The following is a 22,051-nucleotide window of genomic DNA, read 5'->3' as shown; positions in this document are numbered from 1 at the left end:
CTTTCGACAGCGAGAAGTTACTTCTTGCGTGCCTTGCGCGCGGCGTAACGCGCATCGCGGGCCGCCTTGCGTTCGGCCTCGGTAAGTTCGGGGGGTGGCGCGGCGGCGATGGCGTCCAGCCTGGCCTGCTCTGCCTTGGCGATCTTTTCGGCGGCCTTGGCTTCACGCGCGGCCTTTGCCGCTTCGCGCTTGGCGGCCTGCGCGGCTTCGCGTTCCTGGGCCCGGGCAATGCGTTCGGCCTGTACAGCCGGATCGACCGGGGCTTTCGACTTCAACAGTTCAAGGGCCTTTGCCCGTGCCTGCGCTGCGGCGTTGACCCGGTCCTGAATGCCGGGTTCCTTGTATCCTGCCATCAACTGCTACCTAATTCTCGTAAAATTCGTCTTGTGGGAGAAGCGGCACACCATCCGGCGTGCCGCTCCGTCACCGTAGTTCAGGCAGGCTGAAGGTTGACTGCCGAGGTCTTGCCACGACGGTCGGTTTCCAGCTCGTAAGAAACGCGCTGTTCCTTGTCGAGCGTGCGCATGCCAGCGCGCTCTACTGCCGAGATATGCACGAAGGCATCATCGCCGCCGCCTTCAGGAGCGATAAAACCATAGCCTTTGTCGGCATTGAAGAATTTGACTTTTCCGGTGATCATGGGACGCATTCCTTGTCCAAGGTTGACGGGCATGCCCCAACTTGGCGCATCCCGGCTTCGCGAAGCAAAAGGGACAAAGGGAGCAGCTGACGCGGCCCGATATCCGTCGATGGCGACATCAGCGTGGAAAGCTATAGCACACTTTCCACCAATAGCCATGGCTGGCGGACATTACCTTCGGGCCGCAGCGATTTAGGCGACGGACGCGGGGTAGCTCGGCCTTCCAAAAGTCAGGCGGCGGAACGCTTTTCGTCGGATTGGTCCACTTCCTGATGGCCGCTTATTTCGGCGCCCGCATCGGGAGCGAAGCGCAGATTCCAATACGTGGCGCTCAACGACAGCGCCGTGACGATCCAGAACGCAGCGGAAAAATCTCCCAGACTCGGGGCTTCATGCCCCCGCGCTTGCATCGACAAATGCAGCGCGATCGCGGCGATGCAAATGCCCAGCGACAGCATCAACTGCTGGAACGTGGAGTAGAATGATGTCGCGCTGCTCATGTGCTGCTTGTCCACCCCGGCGTACGCCACGGTGTTATAAGCGGTGAACTGGAACGACATAAAAAACCCGCTGAACGCCAGGACCCCGAACATTGCCCACACCGGCCAGCTGGGGCCGAACAGCCCGCACGTCGCATAGCCCGCCGTTGCGATTACACCGTTCCATATCAGCGCCCGCCGAAAGCCGAAGCGGCGCAGGATGCGCTGGGCCAGGCTTTTCATCGCCAGTGACCCGATGGCGGTGGCAACCGTGATCGTCCCGCTGCGGGCAGCCGAGAAGCCCAATCCGACCTGTATCATCAACGGCAGCAGGAACGGCTGCGCCCCTTGAGTGATGCGAGTGATGGACCCCGCGATTACGGACAGGCGAAACGTCTCGTCCTTGAGCAGGGAGAGATCGAGTATGGCGCCTTCCCGGCCCAAGGCATGGCGCACGTAAGCCACGCCTGCCAACAGACCGATCGCCACCAGCACCGCCGCCATGGCCCCCTCGCCCGGTCGGCTCACCATTTCGAAGCCGAACAGCAGGCAACCCAGCGAAACACCGCTGAGGATGAAACCCAAAATGTCGAACGGCGTAGCGTGCTCTTCGCGGATATTGGCGATGAAGCGCCCGACGAGGAAAAACCCGATGACGCCCATGGGAAGGTTGATGTAGAAAATCCATCGCCAGTCGAGGTACGTCACCATGAACCCGCCGAGCGGTGGGCCGACGATCGGCCCGATCAGCGCGGGCACGAGCAGCCACGACATCGCGTTGACCATGTCTTTCTTGGCGACTGACCGCAGCAGGACCAGTCGCCCGACCGGGATCATCATCGCCCCGCCCATGCCCTGCACGAACCGCGAGACGACCATCGCCTCCAGCGTCGGCGACTGCCCGCAGGCGAGGCTTCCCGCGACGAAAAGCGCGATGGCCGTGCGGAAAACCGTGCGCGAGCCGAAACGGTCGGCCAGCACGCCCGAGGCCGGGATGAAGATGGCAAGAGCGAGAAGATAGGACGTGAGCGAGACGCTCATTTCCTGTGGCCGCACCCCGAAATCGCGCGCCATGGTCGGCAGGGCTGTCGCGAGCACAGTGGAATCGACGAATTCCATGAACAGCGCGGACGCGATGATCAGGGCGACCAATCGGTAGTTCGCGCTCGATTCAGCCGGCCCCAGATCCTGCGCACGGGCCAATCCGCCCCCTGCGGGGACGATGCCATCGCGCACTTCGGCGTTGACAGAAGCTATTCCGCGCCGACGAGGTCTCAAGACTGAGCCTTAGGGGACAAGGCTGCTGAATACATGGTTCGCTTTCCGGTTAGAGGTGCCGAACCTTTCCCAAATGCGGCCATCCATATCGAGCGACCGGACCGCTTGCAGCGGATATAGGACGTGCGAGTTTTAATGGAACCCTTGGCGTCTTGTTTTCAGGGCCTTGAGGGTTGCAGAAAACGCCATCAGGACATGGCTGGAGGCTTCAGATAAGGGTCGTCCAGCAGCGGAATGAACTCCGCGTCGTCGGCATCGGGCAACTTCATGCGCCCCGCTTTCCAGTCCGCTGCGGCCTGAGCCAGGCGATCCTGTGATGAGGAAACGAAATTCCAATACAGGAAACGCTCCCCCACCGGCTCGCCGCCAAGCATCATCACCGTCGATCGCTCGATCGCGCAGACGGCGGAAACATCGCCACTGACCACCAGCATCCGGCCCGCTTCGATACGCCTGCCGTCGAGTTCGATCGCTCCGGTGGCAACATAGATGGCGCGTTCGGCATAGCCCGCTGGAATTTCGGCGCGGGCGCCCGGCTCAAGGTCGATGTGGGCGTAGAACAGCGGCGAATGCGTTCGCACGCTGGCGGTCAGGCCATAGGCGCTGCCCGCGATCAGCTGGCCGTCGACACCGGCCTCGGTCCATCGGGGAAGATCGTCCCCCGCATGGTGAGAGAAACTCGGGCTGGCCTCCTCCTCGCCATCGGGCAAAGCGACCCAGGCTTGGATACCGTGAAGATGATCGCCGACCGCACGGGCCTTTTCGAACCGTTCGCTATGAGTGATGCCGCTGCCTGCGGTCATCCAGTTCACTTCGCGCGCACGAATGGACTGATGCGAACCGACACTGTCACGGTGGACGATCTCGCCAGAAAACAGGTACGTCACTGTCGATAGCCCGATATGCGGATGAGGGCGCACGTCGATGCTGCGGTCCACCCCGGCTGCCACGTCCAGCGGCCCCATGTGGTCGAAGAACACGAACGGTCCGACCATCCGCCGCTTCGCAAATGGCAGCACGCGCCCGACGTCCAGCCCGCCGCCAAGGCTGCGACGGCGTTGTTCGATTTCCATTTCGATCATCGTGGCTCACCTCTGGATAAAATCGTGGGTGTGGTAGAACGTGTGACCCGTCAGCACAACGTCATCACTCTACAGCTTAGCTGGAAATCTGGTACAGGATGCTATGCCCATGTCTTTTCGCCAAATGTCCATCGCTGCTGCATTGCTGATGGCGCCCGCTCCAATCATTGCCGACGACACCGCTGCGCCGCACACCATGGTCAGGTCAAAACCGACCAAGGTGCTAAGCCAGCGCGACGCACGACAGCTCATGGCCAACAAGGGCGTGACGCTTCAGTGGATCGACTGGAATACGCGAGGGACGGCTCATGTTTCTCAAACGGGCGGAGTATGGGCGCTTCGCGGTGCACAGGCGCAGGCGAACGGGCCAGGACGCCTGCTTCTCGATGGCGAGATCACCGAGATCGGCAAGGGCTACTTCACCTTCCATGGGCGCATCAGCATCACCGACACGCCCGACGCGGGCCGTCGCTGCGACCGCACGAAGACCTGGCACTTTGCGGTCACTCAAAATCGCAAGTACTATCGCTTGCGCGAATTCGAATGGTGCGACGGCCTGACGGATTACATCGACATCCACTTCTGATCGACGCCGATCAGCCGACGTAGCGCGCTTCCGACAAGTCCAGTTCGCGGGTCAGCCGTCGCGCGGTTTCGCTGCTGATCTGGCGCGTTCGCAACAATTTGGCGAGCGCGACGCGTTCCGCCCTCACGCCCACGATCCGGAACTCGCGCTGCAGACGATCGCTGGCCCGGGTTTCATCGGTCTGTCGTCCGTTGAGCCCTTCGATCCGCTCACGATAGAGGTCCATCACCTCGCCACCCGCATCGGCGTAGAGGTCGGCATCCGCCCTGTCCTCGGCCAAGGCATGCTGATGGCGTTCGATCGCCTGGATGGCCGCCTCAGCCGCCGCGACGCGAGCGGTATTTTCCTCGGCCCGCTTGGCCGGCTCGGGTGGCATGGCCAGACCTTTGAGCAACACCGGAAGCGCGACACTTGCAAGGATCAGGGACACCACGATTACCCCTGCCGCGAGGAAAATAGCAAGGTCGCGCGCGGGGAAAGGCGTGACGTTATCGTTCATGGTCAGCGGCAGCGTCAGCACACCCGCCAGGGTGATCGCGCCGCGCACGCCCGCAAACGATGTGGCGGCAACAAGCCGCCAGTCCGGACTTTGCACGCCCATGCCGCGGCTGGTCTTGCGCAGAATGGTGAACTTGAGCGAAGCCCACACCCACCCGAACCGCAGCGCCGCCAGACCCGCGACGATGACCAGCACATAGACCCCCAGCCACCACGGCGCGCTGTGCCCGGTCAGAGCCACGGTCTGCTTTGCGCCTGCAAGGATGCTCGGCAATTGTTCACCCAGCAGCACAAAGATGATGCCGTTCAGGGTAAACTGGATCATGTCCCATACCGAATTGCGGCGCATGCGCGTAACAGCCAGCGCCTGCCTTGATATTTCGGCGAACGTCATGGTCACACCCGCGCTGACAGCGGCCAGAATGCCGGATGCGTGGAGGTGCTCGGCCAGAAGGTAGGAGCCGAACGGGATAAGCAGGCTCACCAGGATTTGCGATCCCGTATCCTCGCCCCAACGCTTGGTGACCCATTGCTTGGCGCGGGTGGCCGCCAGCGTCACGATGACGCCAATGGCAAGGCCCGCTCCTGCAACCCACGCGAAGTTCAGCGCCGCCGCTCCGGCAGAGAACGTGCCGGTCAACGCCGCCGCCACTGCAAAACGCAGGCAGACCAGGCCGGAAGCATCGTTCAGAAGGGATTCCCCTTCCAGAATGTGCATCATTCGCTTCGGAATGGGGACGCGCGCGGCAATCGCCGAAACGGCAATCGGATCGGTGGGTGAGACGACGGCCGCCAAGGCGAATGCCACGGCAAGCGGCATCGCGGGGATCATCCAGTGAATCAGGAAACCCATCCCCACGACCGTCAACAGGACTAGACCCAGCGCCAGTTCGACGACCGTTGATGCGTCCTTGAGCAACTCATCCTTGGGGATCCGCCATCCATCAAGGAACAGCAGCGGCGGCAGGAACAGGAAAAGAAACAGTTCCGGATCAAGTTCTACCCGGTGCGAGGTCGATAGCCCGATGACGGCGCCCAGCACGATCTGGACCAGCGGCGTCGGTATCGAAAAAGGCAACATCCTTGCAACGGCTCCGCTGACGACCACCGCCAGCAAGAGAAATAGAACGATCGACACTGTCTCCAAAACGTCACTCCTGTTGTGATTGGAACGCCTTAGGGGAACCCGCACGCGCGCGGCAACCCCTGCCATTGTTTCTGAATGTTGCCCACCACGCGCACCGAGATCATCGGTAGATGGAAATCATCCGCCAGTGGCTGGCTTGACGCAGGGAACGGTTTCCGCGAACTCCCTGCCATCTCGAACAAGCGGACGTGGACTTATGACAACTCGCCTTCTCGCCGGCCGGCAGGTCAATCCGGTTGGGCTTGGATGCATGAACATCGCATGGGCTTACACTCCGCCACCTCCACGGGCCGAAGCTGTGGCGCTGTTCCGCCACGCCCTCGACAACGGCTGCGATCACTTCGACACGGCGAATATCTACGGCATGGGTGTCAGTGAGGAAATCCTCGGCGAAGCGATCATGGACCGTCGTGACGAATTTCTGCTGGCGACCAAGACGGGGATCGTGATCGATGGCAACCGCCGCGCGATCGATTGCAGCCCGGAAGCGATCACCGCATCGCTCGATGCCAGTCTCAAGCGGCTGGGCACCGACCACGTCGATCTGTTCTACATGCACCGGCTCGATCGCACCACGCCGATCGCGGATTCGGTAGGCGCCATGGCGCGCGCGATCGAAGCGGGGAAGATCGGGTCTTACGGCGTTTCCGAATGGTCCGCCGACCATATTCGCGAAGCGCACGCTGTGCATCCGATGGCGGCCGTGCAGACGGAATACTCGCTATGGACCCGCAATGTCGAACTGGGCGTGCTGGAAACCACTCGCGAACTGGATATCGCTCTGATCGCGTTCTCGCCCGTCGGTCGTGGTGCCTTGTGTGGCGACATCAAGGATCCGGAATCGCTCAGCACCAAGGACATAAGGCGACAGATGCCTCGCTTTCAGAGCGGCAACTGGGCGCACAACCTGAACCTTATCGAGGAATTTTGCGCGCTGGCAAAAGATGCGGGCGTAACCCCGGCACAACTGTCGATCGCGTGGGTGCTGGCGCAAGGTCCTCACCTTCACGCCATCCCCGGGACCCAGTCGATCGCGCATTGGGCCGACAACCATGCCAGTTCCGACCTTTCACTGGATCAGGGCGTAATCGATCAGGCGGGCGCGCTCCTCAACCAGCAGACAGTCAGTGGGCATCGCTATTCCAGCGAGATGTTCGCCTCTATCGACACCGAGGAATTCTGACCGCCCGGCCCGCCCGCATTACAAACCGGCGGGCGGGATCAAACGGGCAAGCAACGGCAATTCCCGTCGCCATAAAGCGTTCGCGCGCTGCCGTTCGTTGAGCGGCTGGGCCAGACGCGCAATCTGACGGCGGGTGAGGCCGGATCGCTCGCACAGGAACGGATGGCGCGGGGTTCGGGCGAAATAGCTGTGAAACATGGCGACGCGATCAGCGTCCTGCGCTGGCTTTCCGCGATGAAAGTATTCGCCCGTCTCGCAGAAGATCACCGTTCCTGCAGGGCCTTCGCAGCTGATCAGGTCCTGCTCGTAATCAGCGCCCAGCTTTTCCTTCAGGGTCGCGTCATTCGCCAGCGCGTAACGATAGCCGTGCCGACCACCGTGGTGAGGGTCGCGGCGGCGGATCATCTGGAATGGCCCGCCGGTGCTGGTGACATCGTTGCAATAGATCCCGATCTTGATCGTGCGGCGGTCCTCCCAATCGCGGTGCCAGCAACGTGGTCCCGCCTCCCGCGCTTTGGCCACGGTGTAGATCGCGTTGATGCCGTCATAGGCGGCGGGCAGCCCCAGATACGCCTCGACGATATCCAGCAGACGCTCGTGCAAGCCCCAGGCGAACACCTCGGGGCGTGAAGCGATCTGCTCTGGCGGAAGGATGATGAAGTCCCGACCATCAGCAGAAAGACGCCTCGCCTGAGGGGCGAATGCCTGTCCGAACGATTGCACGGCGGATAGCATTTCCGCCGACCCGGGGATGCCCATCTCCTCAAGGCTCGTCACGAAAATGCCGCCAGTTTGAAGCCCTTCGACGATGCGACGGTCGATGCCGGAAAGTTCGGGAACGGCTCCCCGGTGCCGGTCGAGGGCACGGTCGTGGCGCGCCATCAGATGGCGATTGAGCACGTCGGTATTGGTGCAGCGCAACGCCACGCGCGCTGGCAGATCGCGCGCCCATTTGACCGCGTCACGCCATTGCGGCTCAGGCATGAGCGAGCGTATCGATAGCGCGATCGACCTGATCATCCGTGAGGTTGGGATGAAGCGGCAGGCACAGGATCTGCCGCGCGATCCGCCGCGCCACCGGCAGTTCCTGCCGTGCGGAAGGCAAATCGCGGTAGCCGGGCATGTCGCAGATCAGCGGGTGGAAGTAACGCCGCGCCAGAAGTCCGGCCGCCTGCAGTCGCTGGCAGAGGGCATCTGCGTCCATTGGATAGTCTTCAGTCACGCGAACCGGGAAATACGAGTGGTTGAGCGTAACATCGCCGCCGATGGTGAACGGCACTATCCCATCGATCCCGGCCAAAGCCGCATGATAGCGCGCGCTGATCGCGCCGCGCCGTTCGATCAGATCGTCGATGTACCGCAACTGCAACAGGCCGAAGGCAGACTGAAGTTCATTCAACTTACCGTTGATAGAAGCGCTGGCCATCACCGTATCGCCGCAGAACCCGAAATTGCGCAGGCGATCCACTCTGGCCTTGGTGCGCGCATCGGGGGATACGATCGCCCCACCCTCGACCGTGCTGAATACTTTGGTGGCATGGAAGCTGAGGACCGAAAGGTCCCCATGGTTGAGGACGCTGACGCCCTCTTTCCTGACGCCGAAAGCATGCGCCGCGTCGTAGATCACCTTAAGGTCGTAAACGTCGGCGACTTGCGCGATCGCATCGACGTCGCAAGGATGGCCGAAGCAATGGACCGGCATAACAGCGCGCGTGCGCTCGGTAATCGCTGCCTCGATCCCGGCAGGCGACAGGTTGCAGTCGATTTCGTCGATATCGACGAACACCGGCGTCGCGCCCACCAGCCGCAACGCGTGAGCGGTGGCGACGAACGTGAAGGGCGTGGTGATCACTTCCCCGCTGACACGCAGCGCCTGAAGGGCAGTCCACAGCGCGGTTGTGCCGTTGGACATGAGCGAAAGATGTTCCACGCCCAGATGTTCTTCCAGCGCTCGCTCTAGCTCCTGATGGAACGGCCCGGAGTTGGTGAGCCAGCGATTGGACCAGATCTTTTCAAGGTACGGCAGATACTCGTCCAGCGGCGGCATGAACGGCTGCGTCACGGGCGTGGCGGGAACCGGAGCCTGCGCCGTGCCGGGGGCTTTGCGGCGCAGCGCGGCGGGCGCTGGCATGGCGGCCATGGGAGTGAGCGACGGGTGGCCGAAAATGTCTTCGCTGAATTTCATGCCGCGTATCCACTTTGGCAGGATGCGATCCGATCCAGAGCGCCTGTCCTGAAGCATCGACTATATCGTGCGCGTAGACGCCGCGCAGACATCGTAATCCGTGGGGCATTCCCACAATGCCGTCTCACTCACTTCACGTCGTAGTATTCGTATCCGTAGCTGCCCCGTCCGGTCGTGATCGACTTGTTGAGGACGGTTCCGACGATCTGCGTGGATTCCAGCAGGCGGATCACTTCCTGCAGGTCCTTGCTCGTCGTCCGCCCCTCTTCCACCACCAACAGCGCCCCATCGGCGCTGCGGGCGATGAGCATCACATCGTCCAGCACCAGCGCTGGCGGGGTGTCGATGATGCAGATCGGCTGACGTGCCGTTGTCCGAACCTTTTCCAGCGCGTTGGCCAGACGGTCCTGCGACAGTAGAGTAGAGGATTCCGGGCGAGGCTTGCGGACCGGGTAGAACGTCAGGTCCAGGCCCTGGACTTTCTGGGCGACATCCTCCCACTCGCAGTCACCCACCAGATAGTCATCGACGCCGACTTCCACCTCCAACCCGAACCGGGTCGCCATCGTGGGGCGGCGCAGATCAAGGTCCACAAGGATCGTAGGCTGGATCAGGCTCAGCGCACAGGCGAGATTGGCGGTGACAAAGCTTTTGCCATTCGCGGTCTGCGTAGATGTGACAACCAGCACACGGCCGCCTGCGACATGAAATCCGGTCATGATCTGCGATCGCAGCAGCATGAACGTCCGGGCACGCGGATCGGTGTGCTCAAGTCCGAAGATGTCGTTTGCGATCAGCGTCGCATGGTCGAGCCTGATGCCGGTCCGGTCGGCTGCGCGAAACGTGCCGGGATTGAGATTGGCGAAGGGGGTTTCCTTGAAGACCGTGCTCATTATCGTGCCCTCGCAAGCTTGGTTGCGTACTGTCGCCGTCTCTTGTCGATGGCCCGGCGAAAGCGATCGAACAGGGTCCCGGTCAGGGTCGGCGTCATGACCGGGACGACTGCCAGCGGCGGTGAGTTCATCAGCCTCGTCACCGCGCTGACGCCATGGATGGGTCCCGCGATCAGCTCGAACAGGATGACCAGCGCCAGTCCCATCGCGAGGCCGCCGAACAACCCAGCCGCCACCATCTGCAGCCGCTTGGGGCGGATCGGATCAATCGGCATGCTCGGCGCATTGACGACGGAGAAACGCTCACCCTTGTTCTCGGCCTGGAGGTTTGCCGTGACTTGCGCATCCATCTGCTTGTCGCGCACGTCCTGGTACTGGCGTTTCAGGTTATCGTAATCGCGTTCCAGATTGTTCAGTTCATACGTGGCCTGGGGTGCGAGAGCAGTCATCCGATCCATCTGAGAGATCGAGCCGACCAATGCGCCCCGCCGCGCCGCCAGCATCGCGATGCGTGACCGGGCGGCGTCCATTTCCGCAGTGATGACACCACTTCCCGCCGGTTGCGAATTGACCCGCAGCGCCGCATCCCGCTGCCGCTCAACCGCAGCGCGCGCGGCCACCACATCCGGGTAGGTATCGGTGTAAGTGGCGCGCAGTTCGGCGAGACGCTCTTCCGCCTGACGCAGCCGGTCGAGGCCCGGACGCGGGGCGGTCGCTATCTCTTCGCTGCGCGCGGCAAGCAAGCTGTTCTGCTGCATCAGGCCAGACGTTTCCGCGTCGAGCCGGGACACTTCCGCCCGCAAGGACGATCCTGCCTGCGTACTTAGCGCCACCTGATCGGGCAATGCACCAGCGTACCGGCTCTCAACTTCGCGACGTTTGCCTTCGAGGGCGACCATCTGGTTGCGGATCTCGTCAGCGCGCCGGGTCAGGAAAGCGGCGGTGCTGGAGGCTTTTTCTGTCCGCAACCGCTTGTCCTCTGCAAGGAACATGGTGACCAGGCGCTCTGCCACGGCGCGAGCCGCGACGGGATCCCGGTATGTAAAGGACAGGTCGAATGCGACCGTATCGTTCGCAGTCCCCGACCCCGGAACGCCTGCGGAGCCGACCATGTCGACCGCGATCGAGTGGCGCATGACACCCAGCAAGTCATCGAAGCTCATCCGGCTCTGCTCGTTCTGGTACAGTCCCGCGTCGTGGATCAGCTTCGTGAGGCTGGCCCGACTGGTGATCTGCTGACGGATCTTACCGACGTTCTCGTTGGCGTTACTGGCTGTCTGCGCCAGAGACTGCTCGGAACGGGTCAGTATTTCCGGGGAATCGATCAGCAGGGTCGCCTGCGATCGGTATGCTGGGGTCATCACGAACGCGGCAATCAGCGCGACGATGGTTCCGACAATCGCAGGCAGCGCTATCCACCATCGCCGACGGTAAAGGATGGCGAATATCTCGACCGGGCTGATGACACTGGCGTTGGACGTGGTTTCATCCATTATCTGCGCATCCTGGGCTTGTAGCTGAGTTCTATTCCGAAGAAGGCGGCACCGATCCGTTGCCCGGTGATCACCTGACGTCGCAAGTATTGCACCGTGCCCGTAAGCGTGAGGTTCGCGCGCAGCTTCCAGTCGAGATCGACGATGCCGCGAAGGCCATCGGTGGTTTCCGAACGCGCGTCTATCGGCCCGATCACGCGTGAACCGCCGACCAGTGATGACCGGCGGTATTCGCCGGTTGCCCGCAGCGCCCAATGTTCGTTCACCGGCTTGGTCAGCGATGCGGTGAACGCCGCATTGCGACGAAGCCCACCCACCCCGCTGACGTCGGTGTCGAGTGAAGCGCCAAGGCAACCCGACATCGCCATGGACCCTTCGTCCGCTGTCCGGCAAAGATCGAAGCGACCCGCCAGCAGAGTGCGTGCTGGACGACGAATATTCACTCCGCCAACCCATTCGATCTGCCGGCCGGTCCTCTCCGCGCCCAGTTCCAGCATCAGGTTCGTATGCGGTCCAAAGCGGCGGTTGAGCGTGCCGTAGGCCGCGATGTTGTTGGTCTGCTGCATCCCGGTGACACGGTTCAGCGTATCGCGCACACGGATGCCGATCGTGGTGCGGGGTCCGGTCCGCCGCGCGTAGTTGATGCTGGCCAACAAGGCGCGGGAATCGAGCAGCAACGGGCTTTTGGAATAGTTGGTCTGGTTGAACCGGGCCTCGGCCGTAAAAGTCTGGAAGGCATCGGGTCGCCATTCGGCATCCACCCCGCCATACCAGTCGTTCCGGATCGCCCGAGGGTCTACCGACACGTCCGCGGTGGAGGACATGAGATCGATAGCGAGCGAACGATCGTAACCAACGCCGGCGCCGATGTTGAAATACTCGCTGTCGCGATACCGCCCCTGAATGCGCCCGTTGCCGAGAAGAAAGCCGCCATACCTGCGGGAGTATTCGCGCCGCTTGATCGTGCCGCTTATGTCCAAACTGGAACCGGTATCGGTGGTGATCTGAAGGCTTGGCGAAGCGGCTATTTCGAACATCACGGCTTGCCGATTATCGCCTGTCAGCAGGAACGGATTGGGCGATTCGTACACTGCCGCGTCTACGGCCAAAGTGGGATCGGTGCGCCCTTCCACCGGGGTGGCGGCCAGGGCCGGGACAGCCAGCGTGCAGACTACGACGGAAAGCTGACGACGACGGTGAGAGGTGCGGTGACCCTCAAGGAATGACGAGGACATCGCCGGCTCCCAGGACGGGAAGAGGCGTGGCGAGACGCCCTGCATCCATGGCGCGGCCGCCTTTCAGGATGCGGGAGAGACGTAGGCGTTCCACCGTCTGGCCTTGCGCGGTCTGGCGCAGGATCACGGCGTTCTTGACGTCGGCGAAATCCGCGAGCCCCCCGGCCATGCTCAAGGCTTGAAGCACGTTGACGGACCGGCCCGAATTAAAGCCACCGGGCGTCCTGACTTTGCCCATCACGTAGAATTTCATGCCGGTTGCATCGCGCACGGAAACCGTCACGTCTGGCGGCGCCTCCCGGTAATTGGGCGCCAGGTTCTCACGAATCTCGCCGGCAATTTCGCGGACCGTCCGGTTCGCGGCGGTGATCCGCCCGACAAGCGGAAAGCTGAGCGTACCGTCCGGCTGCACCCTGACGGCGCGTTGCAGCCGCTCGTCACCCCACACCGAGATGTCCAGTTCATCCCCGGCATTGACCCGATAGTCCAGCTCGGTCGGACTGGCATGGACAACGGCCGTCACTTCCTGCGCGGCAGCAGCCAGCGCAGGCGGTCCCATCAGTGCCGATATAAACAAAGCGGCCAGCGCCTTGAAGACGATCTTTCCATCTCGCGCGATACGCATATCGACATCCCCGCTGTTGATGCCACCAGTGTACGCCCAAGCGCCATACGGGGGCATTCGTTCAAGGATGGTCCTGAATTTCACCACAGGTCACGCGGGATCGCCCGTGCATCCAATACCCTGGGCAAATACCCCCGGATGATACCCTGTCCCGTCTAAGACTGAACGACCGGGCCGGCGACCTCGCTATAAAGGATTTGTTCACCAATTGCGGTTGGCGGGCAAACGTCAGCGGACTTGGTCGGGATTTGCCCGTCCGGGCCATGAGCGGGGGATATGTATGGCTTCGTTGCCGATGCCGAATGGTGTCGATGGTCTGTCGTTCCGGGCGCCCCGGCGCGAACGTACATCCCGGTTCATCGATCTGGACTTTGCCTGGCGCGATCAGACGCAGGTGCTGCATGATGTGGAAAGACGTCCGGCCGATGCTCCCTTCGCGTATATCGTCACGCCCAATGTCGATCACGTCGTGCGCATACAGCACGCACGGTCCGATCTATGGCCGATCTACCGCAACGCTTGGATCACCTTGTGCGATAGCCGCATTCTGGCGCGATTGGCAGGATATGATGACATGGCCCTTCCCATCGTGCCGGGAAGCGACCTGACAGTAGCACTGTTCGATGAGGTGATCAGCCCGGACGACAGGATCGCGGTCATTGGCGGCAGCACTTCCGCTATCGAAAACCTGCGCCAGCTCTATGGCCTGACAAACCTCATGCACCATAATCCGCCGATGGGGTTCATCCAGGACGAGGTGGCGACCCGGCAGGCTGTCGATTTCGCGATCGCCGCACGGGCGCGGTACGTGTTCCTTGCGGTTGGATCACCGCAGCAGGAAATCCTCGCCTATCGCATCGCTCGCACTGGTCGCGCCACGGGTGTTGGCCTGTGCATCGGGGCAAGCCTGCAGTTCCTGACGGACGAGCAGGCTCGCGCGCCGAAGTTCATTCAGCAGCTGAGTCTGGAATGGCTGTTTCGCCTGATGAGCAACCCGCGTCGCCTGTGGCGCAGATACCTTGTGGATGGCCCGCTGATTTTCGAGATCGTCCGCAGCTGGCGCGCCCGGCAGGCGGCCTAGCGCTTTGGCGCAGGTGGCTCCCACGCCACCTTCGCCGTGCCTTTCGATACCAGCTGCGCCAAGGGGATCGGCGCACTTCCCGAGAAGCTCGCACGGGCAATACGGGACACGATCCGTGTCCCGCCCGGTCCCGTTACTTGAGTCTGCCCGGACTGCGGACCGTCGACAAAGCGCCAGTCACCCTGCTTTCCGGGGAGAACCAGCATATCCGTCCCGCCACCGCCATCAATGCGGCCCCCGTTGCCGCTCCCGATCACAAAACGATCGTCGCCTGGACCGCCGACGAGCACGTCGTAACCGTGCGCAGTTTCCTCCAACGTCTCACCTTTTGTCGATCCCATGGCGATCCGCGCGTCAGCAAAGGCGATCGCCGGCCCGCGTGATACTGCCGGCGGGTGCGCGCGCAGCCAGGCGGTCAAAGCATCGTAGCGTGGCGAATGGGCATCGTTGACCGACTCCAACGCCGACCAGCTGCCCCATTTGGACGGTGCGCCGATAATGCCGAAATTCATGAACAACTGCCCCCCCGCCGCAGCAAAGGCGTTGTAATTGAGCGTTTCCAGCCGCGTCAGTTCCGGGCGGCGCTGCAGCTTGATCAGGAACTGGGTGTACGCTTCGTTCTGGTGTTGCGAGATGGGGGTATATTCTCCGAACCCGCTTTCGTAGCTTACCAGGCGCAGTCCGTGCGTTTTCGCCTGCTCGGCATGGTATCGGTAGAGCGGTGCGTTAAAGTCGGTGATGCGCTTTTCCAGGGCGGCGACGGCCCGTTGATATCCGCCATCCTGATCCTTCCACCAACCTTCTACCGTTTTCACATTATCATCAGTGTTCATCGCACCATCGTAGTAACCGGTGATCGCGTATTCATCGAAATAGTCGGCCGCGGCTATGTGATTGCCGGAAGCATCACGCCAGTGCGCCGTTTCAAGCCCATTCGATTCCAGCCCTTTCCATGCGAATTGCGTACCGAACACCATCGACACGCGGCCCCGCCCCTGCGATCCCTTTTCAGGTTGGTTGAACACCTGCTTCCAGATCTTGCCGACCTGCGCCGCACGCATCCCGTACCATTCCAGCCAGTGCCCATCCGGCCCGAACGTCTTTCGCGCCTGCGCCTGGGCGTAGCGGGCCTGGGGAAATATCCAGTTCCACACTTCGTTCGAAAGTTCGACATGGATCTTGAGATCTGGCCGCAGATGGTCGCGGACGTACTGCGCAAAGCCGCGCACGTAATCGTCGGTGGCGTTAACCGGCATGGTGAACCATGGCTCGGCCCCCGTGCGATTGGCGATTTCCACCAACGCTTCCACCGGCACGCCTCGCCCGCCGTCTCCCCATTTCATCATTTGAGGTCGCGGGCGATGCGCCCAGTCAAGCTGCGGGGCCGCCTCGATCGCCGCGTCTTCGGTGATCGGACCACCGGTGGGGCCGAACAACGCGTTCGTATTCATCCAGTCCATAAAACGCAGGACCTGGAACGGATTGATCCTCTGGAGAAATTCCGGGTTGAACGTCAGGCCTGCCAGGTAAAGCGGCAGATAGTCCTTTTGCACGATCCGAATGTTGCGAACCGGATCATTGTTTGCCCCCGCACTTGCCGCATCAATCCGCAAATAGAGGCCGCCCGACGTCTGCCCCGATCGCACGTGTATTTCACCGGGAACACGCGAGAGAACCTGCGCGCCGTCAATTTCCAGCGGCTCCAGTTTGCCCGTGCCGTCGTACATCACAACGTATTCGGCGCCGGGCTTTGCGGCGGAATTGTCGTGGATGACGTTCAACAGCATGGATCGGTACCGCCGGGTCGAAGGATCGGGTGGGGCCAGCGGCCATCCGTCACGGTCCAGCGCCAGTTTTTCTCCGGTATCGTAAGCGCCATCCGTCTGTGGAAGCCATGTTCCGGCCGATTTCATCACATCGAGCGTGGGCAGCGCCGTGCTCCAGTAAGCCAACCCGTCCAGGTTCGTGCCCAGCGCCATGTTGTCTGTGGCCGTGACAGCGGTTGTGTCCGCATCCCCGGACGCTGCAAAGCCGCCTTCCCCGCATGCCCCTAGCAAGCCGATGGCGCAGACAGATGCGATTTTCCATCGTCGGTTGCGCCGAATTGGTCGGTTTCGCGGTTCCAGAAATACACCCACGCGCTTCTCCCCTCTCAATGGCCATGATCGGATGTTGCGAGCCGCAGCCATATAGTGCGGCCAGATCAGGAGAATTCCGGTCAGAACCGATCTTCCGCTCGGGCAGGACATTCTTCGGACGCGATTCTAGCGGGTTGCTCCAAGCGGAACAGGTATCCGAAATATGCTGGTTGAAACGACTTCAGAGAAATCGGCACAAGGCATAGCGAGGGCGCCGCGCATCCTTCTTCTTGCCGAAATCGCCAACCCGGACATGGTCAGCGTGCCGCTGATCGGTTGGTGCATATCAGAAGCCTTGGCGCGGCAGGCGCAAGTCCATCTGGTGACTCACATCCGCAATCGACCCGCAATCCTGGCGATGGGCTGGAGCGAGGGAAGCGATTTCTCGATCATCGATACCGAACCGATGGTTCGCAACATCATACGGTTCGCCAAGTTCCTTGGCGCCAGCGACAACCGTGGCTGGACTATCTACCAGGCATTGGCGCCGCTTGGCTGCTTCGCTTTTGAAAAGGCCGTCTGGGATCGTTTCAAGGGCGATCTCAAAGCCGGAAAGTACGATATCGTCCACCGACTGACGCCCATGAGTCCGACGACGCCCTCGTTTCTCGCCGGACGATTGAAGCGCATTGGCGTGCCACTGGTTGTAGGCCCCCTGAACGGCGGCCTTCCTTGGCCCGAAGGATTTGCGGATCGCATGCTGCGTGAGCGCGAATGGCTTTCCCGTTTACGCGGTGCCTATAAATTTCTGCCCGGCTACACCTCCACGCGAAGGGATGCTGCCGCCATCCTGGCAGGATCCCTTCACACCTTGTCCGAACTGCCAAGACAGGCACGGCCCCGCAGTTTCCATTTGCCGGAAAACGGCATAGATCCAACCCGCTTCGCGCTCCGTCGGACGCGGCGGGCAACCAAGCCACTGCGCGGGGCGTTCGTTGGCCGGCTTGTTCCCTACAAATGCTGCGACGCCTTGATCCTGGCCGCTTGCGAGATGCTGCGCAGCAATGAACTGCATCTCGACGTTATTGGCGATGGACCCGAGCGGGAGGAAATTGCTCGGTTGGTGCAAAAGCTCGGCCTGGAACACGCGGTCACGCTGCATGGCGAAGTGGATCACCGGCAAGTTCAGAACCTGTTGGTCGATTGCGATTTCCTCGCCTGCCCCAGCATTCGCGAATTTGGCGGCGGCGTGGTGCTTGAGGCGATGGCGCTGGGTGTCGCTCCGATCGTGGCCGACTATGGCGGACCGATCGAACTGATGGACGATGACACCGGCATCCGCGTGCCATTCGCCTGTTCCGATAGCCTGATCCGGGGATTCCGATCTGCACTGGAGCGCGTGATGGCCCAACCCGAAATTCTTGACCGGCTGGGAGACGCCGCCGTGAAGCGTGTGCAGGACATTTTTACCTGGGACCGCAAGGCGGATCAGATCATGCAGGTTTACGACTGGGTTCGCGACGGCGGCCCCCGTCCCACACTCGCGCCTTCGGCCGCCTGAGCGTGGCATTCATCGCTATCATCGGGCTGACGGTGATCGTAATCCTGGGCTTGCGCTATCTGCCCGGCCGAATGCGCTATATCGCTGGCCCGCGCGAGCTGACTATCGCCGTCGCCCTGCCATTGCTCGGCACGTTTGGTATGACGTACCCGGTTTTTGTCTTAGGCATGATGGTGCTGGTTCTTCTTGCCCCCGCCGTCAGCGGCGCTGGGATCGCTTTACTGCCGCCAAGCGCGATCGAGCAGCGAGCGCGGATATACCTGATGTGCCTGCCGCTGATGCCACTGATGGTCTACACTATCGTATTCGGCGGCCTGACGTACGCACAGTTCAATTACGCGCATCTCCTTAGCGTAGCGTTTCTGCTGGCTCTGTTTCTGTCTGGAGAGCGCATGGCGGATGCGCGGTTGCAGAGCTGGGACATCCTGTTCGCATTGATGATGCTGGTTCAGGCCTACATGGACTGCCGTGGCAATAACGCGACGTACTCGATCCGTGCCTGCAATCAGGTCCTGCTCAACCTTGCCCTGCCGTACTTTTTGATCAGCCGCATTTTCCTTCGCGCGAAGTCGCCGAACGACCTGATGCTGGCAGTGATCCTCGGCGGGTGCATCCTTGCACTCATCGCCTCGTTCGAGGCGCCGCGCCACTGGCTGTTGTATGACAACATGCCCAAGGGTCTGGGCACCGATCCGGAAGTGAGTTCGGGCTATGCAAAGCAGCGCGGCGGATTGCTGCGTGCCCGGGCAAGTTTCCCGGAATCGACGGGTCTGTCGCTGTTTCTCGGCATGCAGGTGGTCCTGGTGGTCGCGATGCGTCGCCATGTGAAATCGACCGTCACGTTTCTTGCCATGCTCGCGCTGTTGGCATCAGGCGTGTTCTTCACGCTGGCCCGGATCGGGTACATCGTCGTCATCGCGGGACTGCTGGCGTGCATGATCCATGAACGGCGTTGGCTGGTCCTGTTCCAGTTGCTGATTGCCATTCCCATCCTTGGCGGCATGTTGCTGGTGATGTCGAAATTCATCCCGACCCTCGCCGCATCCATGGGCACGAGCCAAGACGCAGCAGGGTCGGTCGATTATCGATCCGACCTGCTGTCTTCAGGCCTAGAATTGGTTCGGGAAAACTGGGCGACCGGCATGACGATGGACAATATCTATATGCGGCTGGAGCACCTGCGTCAGGGTGAAGGCATCATCGATCTGGTCGATCAGCCCCTGACCATCCTCATGCGTGGCGGGATCTTCTGCGCGGCGATGTATTATGCTGTGCTGGTGGGCGTGCTAGGCTCGCTGTTTGCACGCTATCGGCAATTCGGCAAGGAGTCTGCGGCAACATCGACCGCCTGCTTCGCTGGACTGGTGGGACTGATGGCAAGCCTGACGACCACCAGCTACGGACGCAACGAGACCACGTATGTCATGCTTATCGCCATCGGTGCGGGACTGCTCGGTCGGGTGACGGTGAAAGCCGCCGTTCCCGCCGCAAGGGTTCGCTACCAGGCGGCGGTGATGGCGAAGTAGAGGTCGTTGCCGACCAGGCCCAGCGCCAATCCGACAAACAGCGAGCCAACGATCAGCGCTTCCTGCCGCGGGCGGAAGATGCCGGCCCGGTGCAATTCGTACCAGCAGTATATCTGCACGGGCAGTTCGATGAAGCCCACCGCGCCTACCAGACCCATCGGGCCGAAGCTGATAAATCCCGCCGTACCGACCACGGCCAGCCAGATCAGCCGCGCAATGTTGGCGTAGAGCAGGGACCGGACCTGCCCGACCACGATCAGAACTTCGCGCGCGGCGTAGTTGTTCATGGCCATCGCCGGCGCAATCGCCAGCAAGCGCAAATACGTCGCCGCAGACTGATAGCGGGGATCATAGAGCAGATCCACGACCGCCGGCGCCATGGCGATGAAGCCGCCCATCGCAACCATGTACAGCAGCGTCAGCGTCCGGCGGCGTGCATAATAAACATCGGAGAGCTTCTCGGGCTCCTCGCGATGGGCGCGGGCGTATGCAGGAAGCAGGATGCGGTGCGGGTACAGGGTCGTGAACCCCGATGCGACGGCGGACAGATTTGACGCCAGCGAATAGAGGCCGAACAGCGAAAGCGGAAACAACCGGGAAAGCACGATCTTGTCGACGTTGGACAGAAGTACCTGGATCGTATTTGCGCTCGCGATCGTGCGGCCAAAGCGCCACAATTCGCGCATCTCCGGCCCATCGAACGCAAAGCGGCGGGCGGAACCGGGGAACATGGCGAAGCTCAGCACCGCACGGATCGACGCCCCGATAAGCCCTGCGAAAATGATTGCCCAGTAACTGCGCAGAATGATCGCCAGGACGATACCGGTGAGGGTCTGGATCACCGCCCCGGTAACGTCGAGCACGCTCAGCATGGCGAGCCGTTCCTGACGCACGGTCGTGAATTGTGCCAGTGATGAACATCCATCCAACAGGAAATTGATGCCCGTCACCGCGATCGCCAAGGCAAGTGCCGGCTTGCCCAGCAAGGCTGCCAAGGGTCCGGCGAAAGCCGCCATCAGCAGCGTCAGGACAAGGCCGCGAGCTAGTCGCACCGTCCAGATGACATCAAGCAGGCGCGGATCATCGCCGCGCGCGTGTCGCACAACGTAGACGCCGAACCCCACGTCAGAGATCATCAACAGGATGTTCAATATGGCGCCGGTCAACCCCGCCACGCCGAAATCCTCCGGCGACAAGACGCGAGTGAGGATCAGCGTGCTGGCGATACGCAGCACGTTGGAGGCGACGATCGTGATCGCAACCAGGCTGACGCCGCTGGTAATGGCTCGGCGCCATGGCGGACTGATGGGAACGGTTGCCATGGGCTTCAGGTCTTTCTGCCGGTAATCAGGACCGCGCGTCCGAACCGAGCATGTCGAGATAACGATCGGCAACGGTCTTGGCGGTGAACTGGTCCAGCCATGCCCGGTCGATCGGAGGGCGTCGTTGTTGAAGGTTGCCTATGATCGCCGCTTCCATCGCGTCGGCATCGCCAACCGGGACCAGCGTGCCGTATTCTCCGTGGTTGAGGGCTTCAGCCGGGCCGGAGGGGCAGTCCGTAGCGACGACGGGAGTGCCGACCGCGAGCGCCTCTATAACTACATTGGCGAGACTTTCGAAGTCGGACGAGAGAACCATCAGATCGGCCTTCGCGACATAGGCATGTGGGTTCGGAACGAAGCCCGGCAGCGCGACGTCATCTTCAAGCCCCAGCTCTGTGATCAGATCCTGAAGCATCTGTCGTTCGGAGCCATTGCCCAGGATCACCAGCCGCGCGGACATGCGGGCACGTACTTTGGCAAAGGCTCGAATGAGCAGGCTGAAGTTTTTCTGCGGTTCCAACCGCCCCACGCCGATGATCACGGGCGGACCTTCTCCCACGAACCAAGGATGATCGACGGCCTCCTGCGATTGTTCGACAAGCGCGTCGCTGACGAGGGGGTTGTAGATGCACGATATGCTGGCGGGATCGATGCGGATCACTTTCGCAAGATCAAGGGCAGTACCTTTCGATACGGCAACGATACGATCCGCGTGGGGATAAAGATGATGCGCCAACGGGAAGAACCAGAACCGCGCCTCCCAGGGTTTGGGGCCAGCGTGATCGACCGACGGGAAACAGTGCTCGGTAAGCATCAAGCGAAACTTCACTCCGGCGATCCATCGTACCACGACCGCGTAAAGGTTCGGAAAACCGAAACTGGCGCACATGACCGACGATGGCCGCGCCTCGCGAAGATAGCTGCGCAATTTCAGCAGCCGCGCGATCGGGCCGCGCGCTTCCAGCACTTCATAGCCAACCCCGTCCGGGATCAGGTTGCGAAAGGGGGAGTGCGGGTTATCCACGTCAACCACAATGGTGGAGCGGATGCCCCGACGCAGAAACTCTTCGGCCAGGTTGAAGACCACGCGGTCCACACCGCCATTGTGGAGTTGCCGGGTGTAGAACATCACATCTACCGTGCGGCTTTGCGGGAACAT

19 protein-coding genes are annotated in these 22,051 nt (G+C 61.7%); 5 read left to right on the top strand and 14 right to left on the bottom strand.

What is annotated here, in order from left to right; translation table 11 throughout:
- Positions 1–17: 17 nt before the first annotated feature.
- From ACZ1JM_RS05135 to ACZ1JM_RS05120, 4 genes are all read right to left on the bottom strand, one after another.
- Positions 18–353, bottom strand: a complete 336-nt coding sequence (locus ACZ1JM_RS05135; protein ID WP_465132046.1) for a DUF6481 family protein — start codon at positions 351–353, stop codon at positions 18–20.
- 80 nt (positions 354–433) lie between these two features.
- Positions 434–640: a cold-shock protein gene (locus ACZ1JM_RS05130; protein WP_007684000.1), complete on the bottom strand. Its 207-nt coding sequence runs from the start codon at positions 638–640 to the stop codon at positions 434–436.
- A 230-nt stretch (positions 641–870) separates the two neighbouring features.
- A complete protein-coding gene (locus tag ACZ1JM_RS05125) occupies positions 871–2,355 on the bottom strand; it encodes a DHA2 family efflux MFS transporter permease subunit (protein WP_465132045.1) in 1,485 nt (494 codons plus the stop codon).
- A gap of 230 nt (positions 2,356–2,585) precedes the next feature.
- Positions 2,586–3,479 carry a pirin family protein gene (locus tag ACZ1JM_RS05120; RefSeq protein ID WP_465132044.1) on the bottom strand — a complete coding sequence of 298 codons (894 nt, stop codon included), beginning with the start codon at positions 3,477–3,479 and terminating at the stop codon, positions 2,586–2,588.
- A 109-nt stretch (positions 3,480–3,588) separates the two neighbouring features.
- On the opposite strand from ACZ1JM_RS05120, the gene ACZ1JM_RS05115 reads away from it, so the two are divergent.
- Positions 3,589–4,065 (top strand): hypothetical protein, encoded by a 477-nt coding sequence (locus tag ACZ1JM_RS05115; RefSeq protein ID WP_465132043.1) that lies wholly within the window; start codon positions 3,589–3,591, stop codon positions 4,063–4,065.
- A 10-nt stretch (positions 4,066–4,075) separates the two neighbouring features.
- Here ACZ1JM_RS05115 and ACZ1JM_RS05110 read toward each other — a convergent pair whose 3' ends face one another.
- A complete protein-coding gene (locus ACZ1JM_RS05110) occupies positions 4,076–5,710 on the bottom strand; it encodes a Na+/H+ antiporter (RefSeq protein ID WP_465132042.1) in 1,635 nt (544 codons plus the stop codon).
- A gap of 196 nt (positions 5,711–5,906) precedes the next feature.
- Here ACZ1JM_RS05110 and ACZ1JM_RS05105 point away from each other — a divergent pair, with 196 nt between their 5' ends.
- Positions 5,907–6,893, top strand: a complete 987-nt coding sequence (locus ACZ1JM_RS05105; RefSeq protein ID WP_465132041.1) for an aldo/keto reductase — start codon at positions 5,907–5,909, stop codon at positions 6,891–6,893.
- Between the two features lie 18 nt (positions 6,894–6,911).
- Here the strand turns inward: ACZ1JM_RS05105 and ACZ1JM_RS05100 are convergent, their stop codons facing one another.
- The 6 genes from ACZ1JM_RS05100 to ACZ1JM_RS05075 all read right to left on the bottom strand — a co-directional run bounded on the left by ACZ1JM_RS05100 (position 6,912) and on the right by ACZ1JM_RS05075 (position 13,324).
- The gene (locus ACZ1JM_RS05100) at positions 6,912–7,877 is read right to left on the bottom strand and encodes a phytanoyl-CoA dioxygenase family protein (protein ID WP_465132040.1); all 966 of its coding nucleotides are present in this window, start codon (positions 7,875–7,877) and stop codon (positions 6,912–6,914) included.
- Positions 7,870–9,078 carry a DegT/DnrJ/EryC1/StrS family aminotransferase gene (locus ACZ1JM_RS05095; protein ID WP_465132039.1) on the bottom strand — a complete coding sequence of 403 codons (1,209 nt, stop codon included), beginning with the start codon at positions 9,076–9,078 and terminating at the stop codon, positions 7,870–7,872. The genes ACZ1JM_RS05100 and ACZ1JM_RS05095 overlap by 8 nt, the downstream gene beginning before the upstream one ends.
- A gap of 128 nt (positions 9,079–9,206) precedes the next feature.
- Entirely contained in the window at positions 9,207–9,971 is a 765-nt protein-coding gene (locus ACZ1JM_RS05090) for a CpsD/CapB family tyrosine-protein kinase (RefSeq protein WP_465132038.1), read from the bottom strand.
- Positions 9,971–11,464, bottom strand: a complete 1,494-nt coding sequence (locus ACZ1JM_RS05085) for a GumC family protein (RefSeq protein WP_465132037.1) — start codon at positions 11,462–11,464, stop codon at positions 9,971–9,973. The genes ACZ1JM_RS05090 and ACZ1JM_RS05085 overlap by 1 nt, the downstream gene beginning before the upstream one ends.
- Positions 11,464–12,699 carry a hypothetical protein gene (locus ACZ1JM_RS05080; protein WP_465132036.1) on the bottom strand — a complete coding sequence of 412 codons (1,236 nt, stop codon included), beginning with the start codon at positions 12,697–12,699 and terminating at the stop codon, positions 11,464–11,466. Before ACZ1JM_RS05080 ends, ACZ1JM_RS05085 begins: the two co-directional genes overlap by 1 nt.
- The gene (locus ACZ1JM_RS05075; RefSeq protein WP_465132035.1) at positions 12,680–13,324 is read right to left on the bottom strand and encodes a polysaccharide biosynthesis/export family protein; all 645 of its coding nucleotides are present in this window, start codon (positions 13,322–13,324) and stop codon (positions 12,680–12,682) included. The genes ACZ1JM_RS05080 and ACZ1JM_RS05075 overlap by 20 nt, the downstream gene beginning before the upstream one ends.
- Positions 13,325–13,604: 280 nt before the next feature.
- Here ACZ1JM_RS05075 and ACZ1JM_RS05070 point away from each other — a divergent pair, with 280 nt between their 5' ends.
- Positions 13,605–14,405, top strand: coding sequence for a WecB/TagA/CpsF family glycosyltransferase (locus tag ACZ1JM_RS05070; protein ID WP_465132034.1), 801 nt, complete (start codon positions 13,605–13,607; stop codon positions 14,403–14,405).
- On the opposite strand, the gene ACZ1JM_RS05065 is transcribed toward ACZ1JM_RS05070, so the two are convergent.
- Complete coding sequence (locus ACZ1JM_RS05065; RefSeq protein ID WP_465132033.1) at positions 14,402–16,384, bottom strand: hypothetical protein; 1,983 nt, start codon at positions 16,382–16,384, stop codon at positions 14,402–14,404. The two genes, ACZ1JM_RS05070 and ACZ1JM_RS05065, sit on opposite strands and share 4 nt — an antisense overlap.
- Positions 16,385–16,706: 322 nt before the next feature.
- On the opposite strand from ACZ1JM_RS05065, the gene ACZ1JM_RS05060 reads away from it, so the two are divergent.
- Complete coding sequence (locus tag ACZ1JM_RS05060; protein WP_465132032.1) at positions 16,707–18,044, top strand: glycosyltransferase family 4 protein; 1,338 nt, start codon at positions 16,707–16,709, stop codon at positions 18,042–18,044.
- Positions 18,045–18,046: 2 nt separating this feature from the next.
- The gene (locus ACZ1JM_RS05055) at positions 18,047–19,570 is read left to right on the top strand and encodes an O-antigen ligase family protein (protein WP_465132031.1); all 1,524 of its coding nucleotides are present in this window, start codon (positions 18,047–18,049) and stop codon (positions 19,568–19,570) included.
- On the opposite strand, the gene ACZ1JM_RS05050 is transcribed toward ACZ1JM_RS05055, so the two are convergent.
- Both ACZ1JM_RS05050 and ACZ1JM_RS05045 read right to left on the bottom strand, forming a co-directional pair.
- Complete coding sequence (locus ACZ1JM_RS05050) at positions 19,543–20,892, bottom strand: oligosaccharide flippase family protein (RefSeq protein WP_465132030.1); 1,350 nt, start codon at positions 20,890–20,892, stop codon at positions 19,543–19,545. The two genes, ACZ1JM_RS05055 and ACZ1JM_RS05050, sit on opposite strands and share 28 nt — an antisense overlap.
- 25 nt (positions 20,893–20,917) lie before the next feature.
- Entirely contained in the window at positions 20,918–22,051 is a 1,134-nt protein-coding gene (locus ACZ1JM_RS05045) for a glycosyltransferase (protein ID WP_465132029.1), read from the bottom strand.

Source organism: Novosphingobium sp. BL-S-24, from assembly GCF_055521575.1.
The sequence above is the reverse complement of the archived record's forward strand: the minus strand, read 5'-3'. Positions and strand labels throughout refer to the sequence as shown.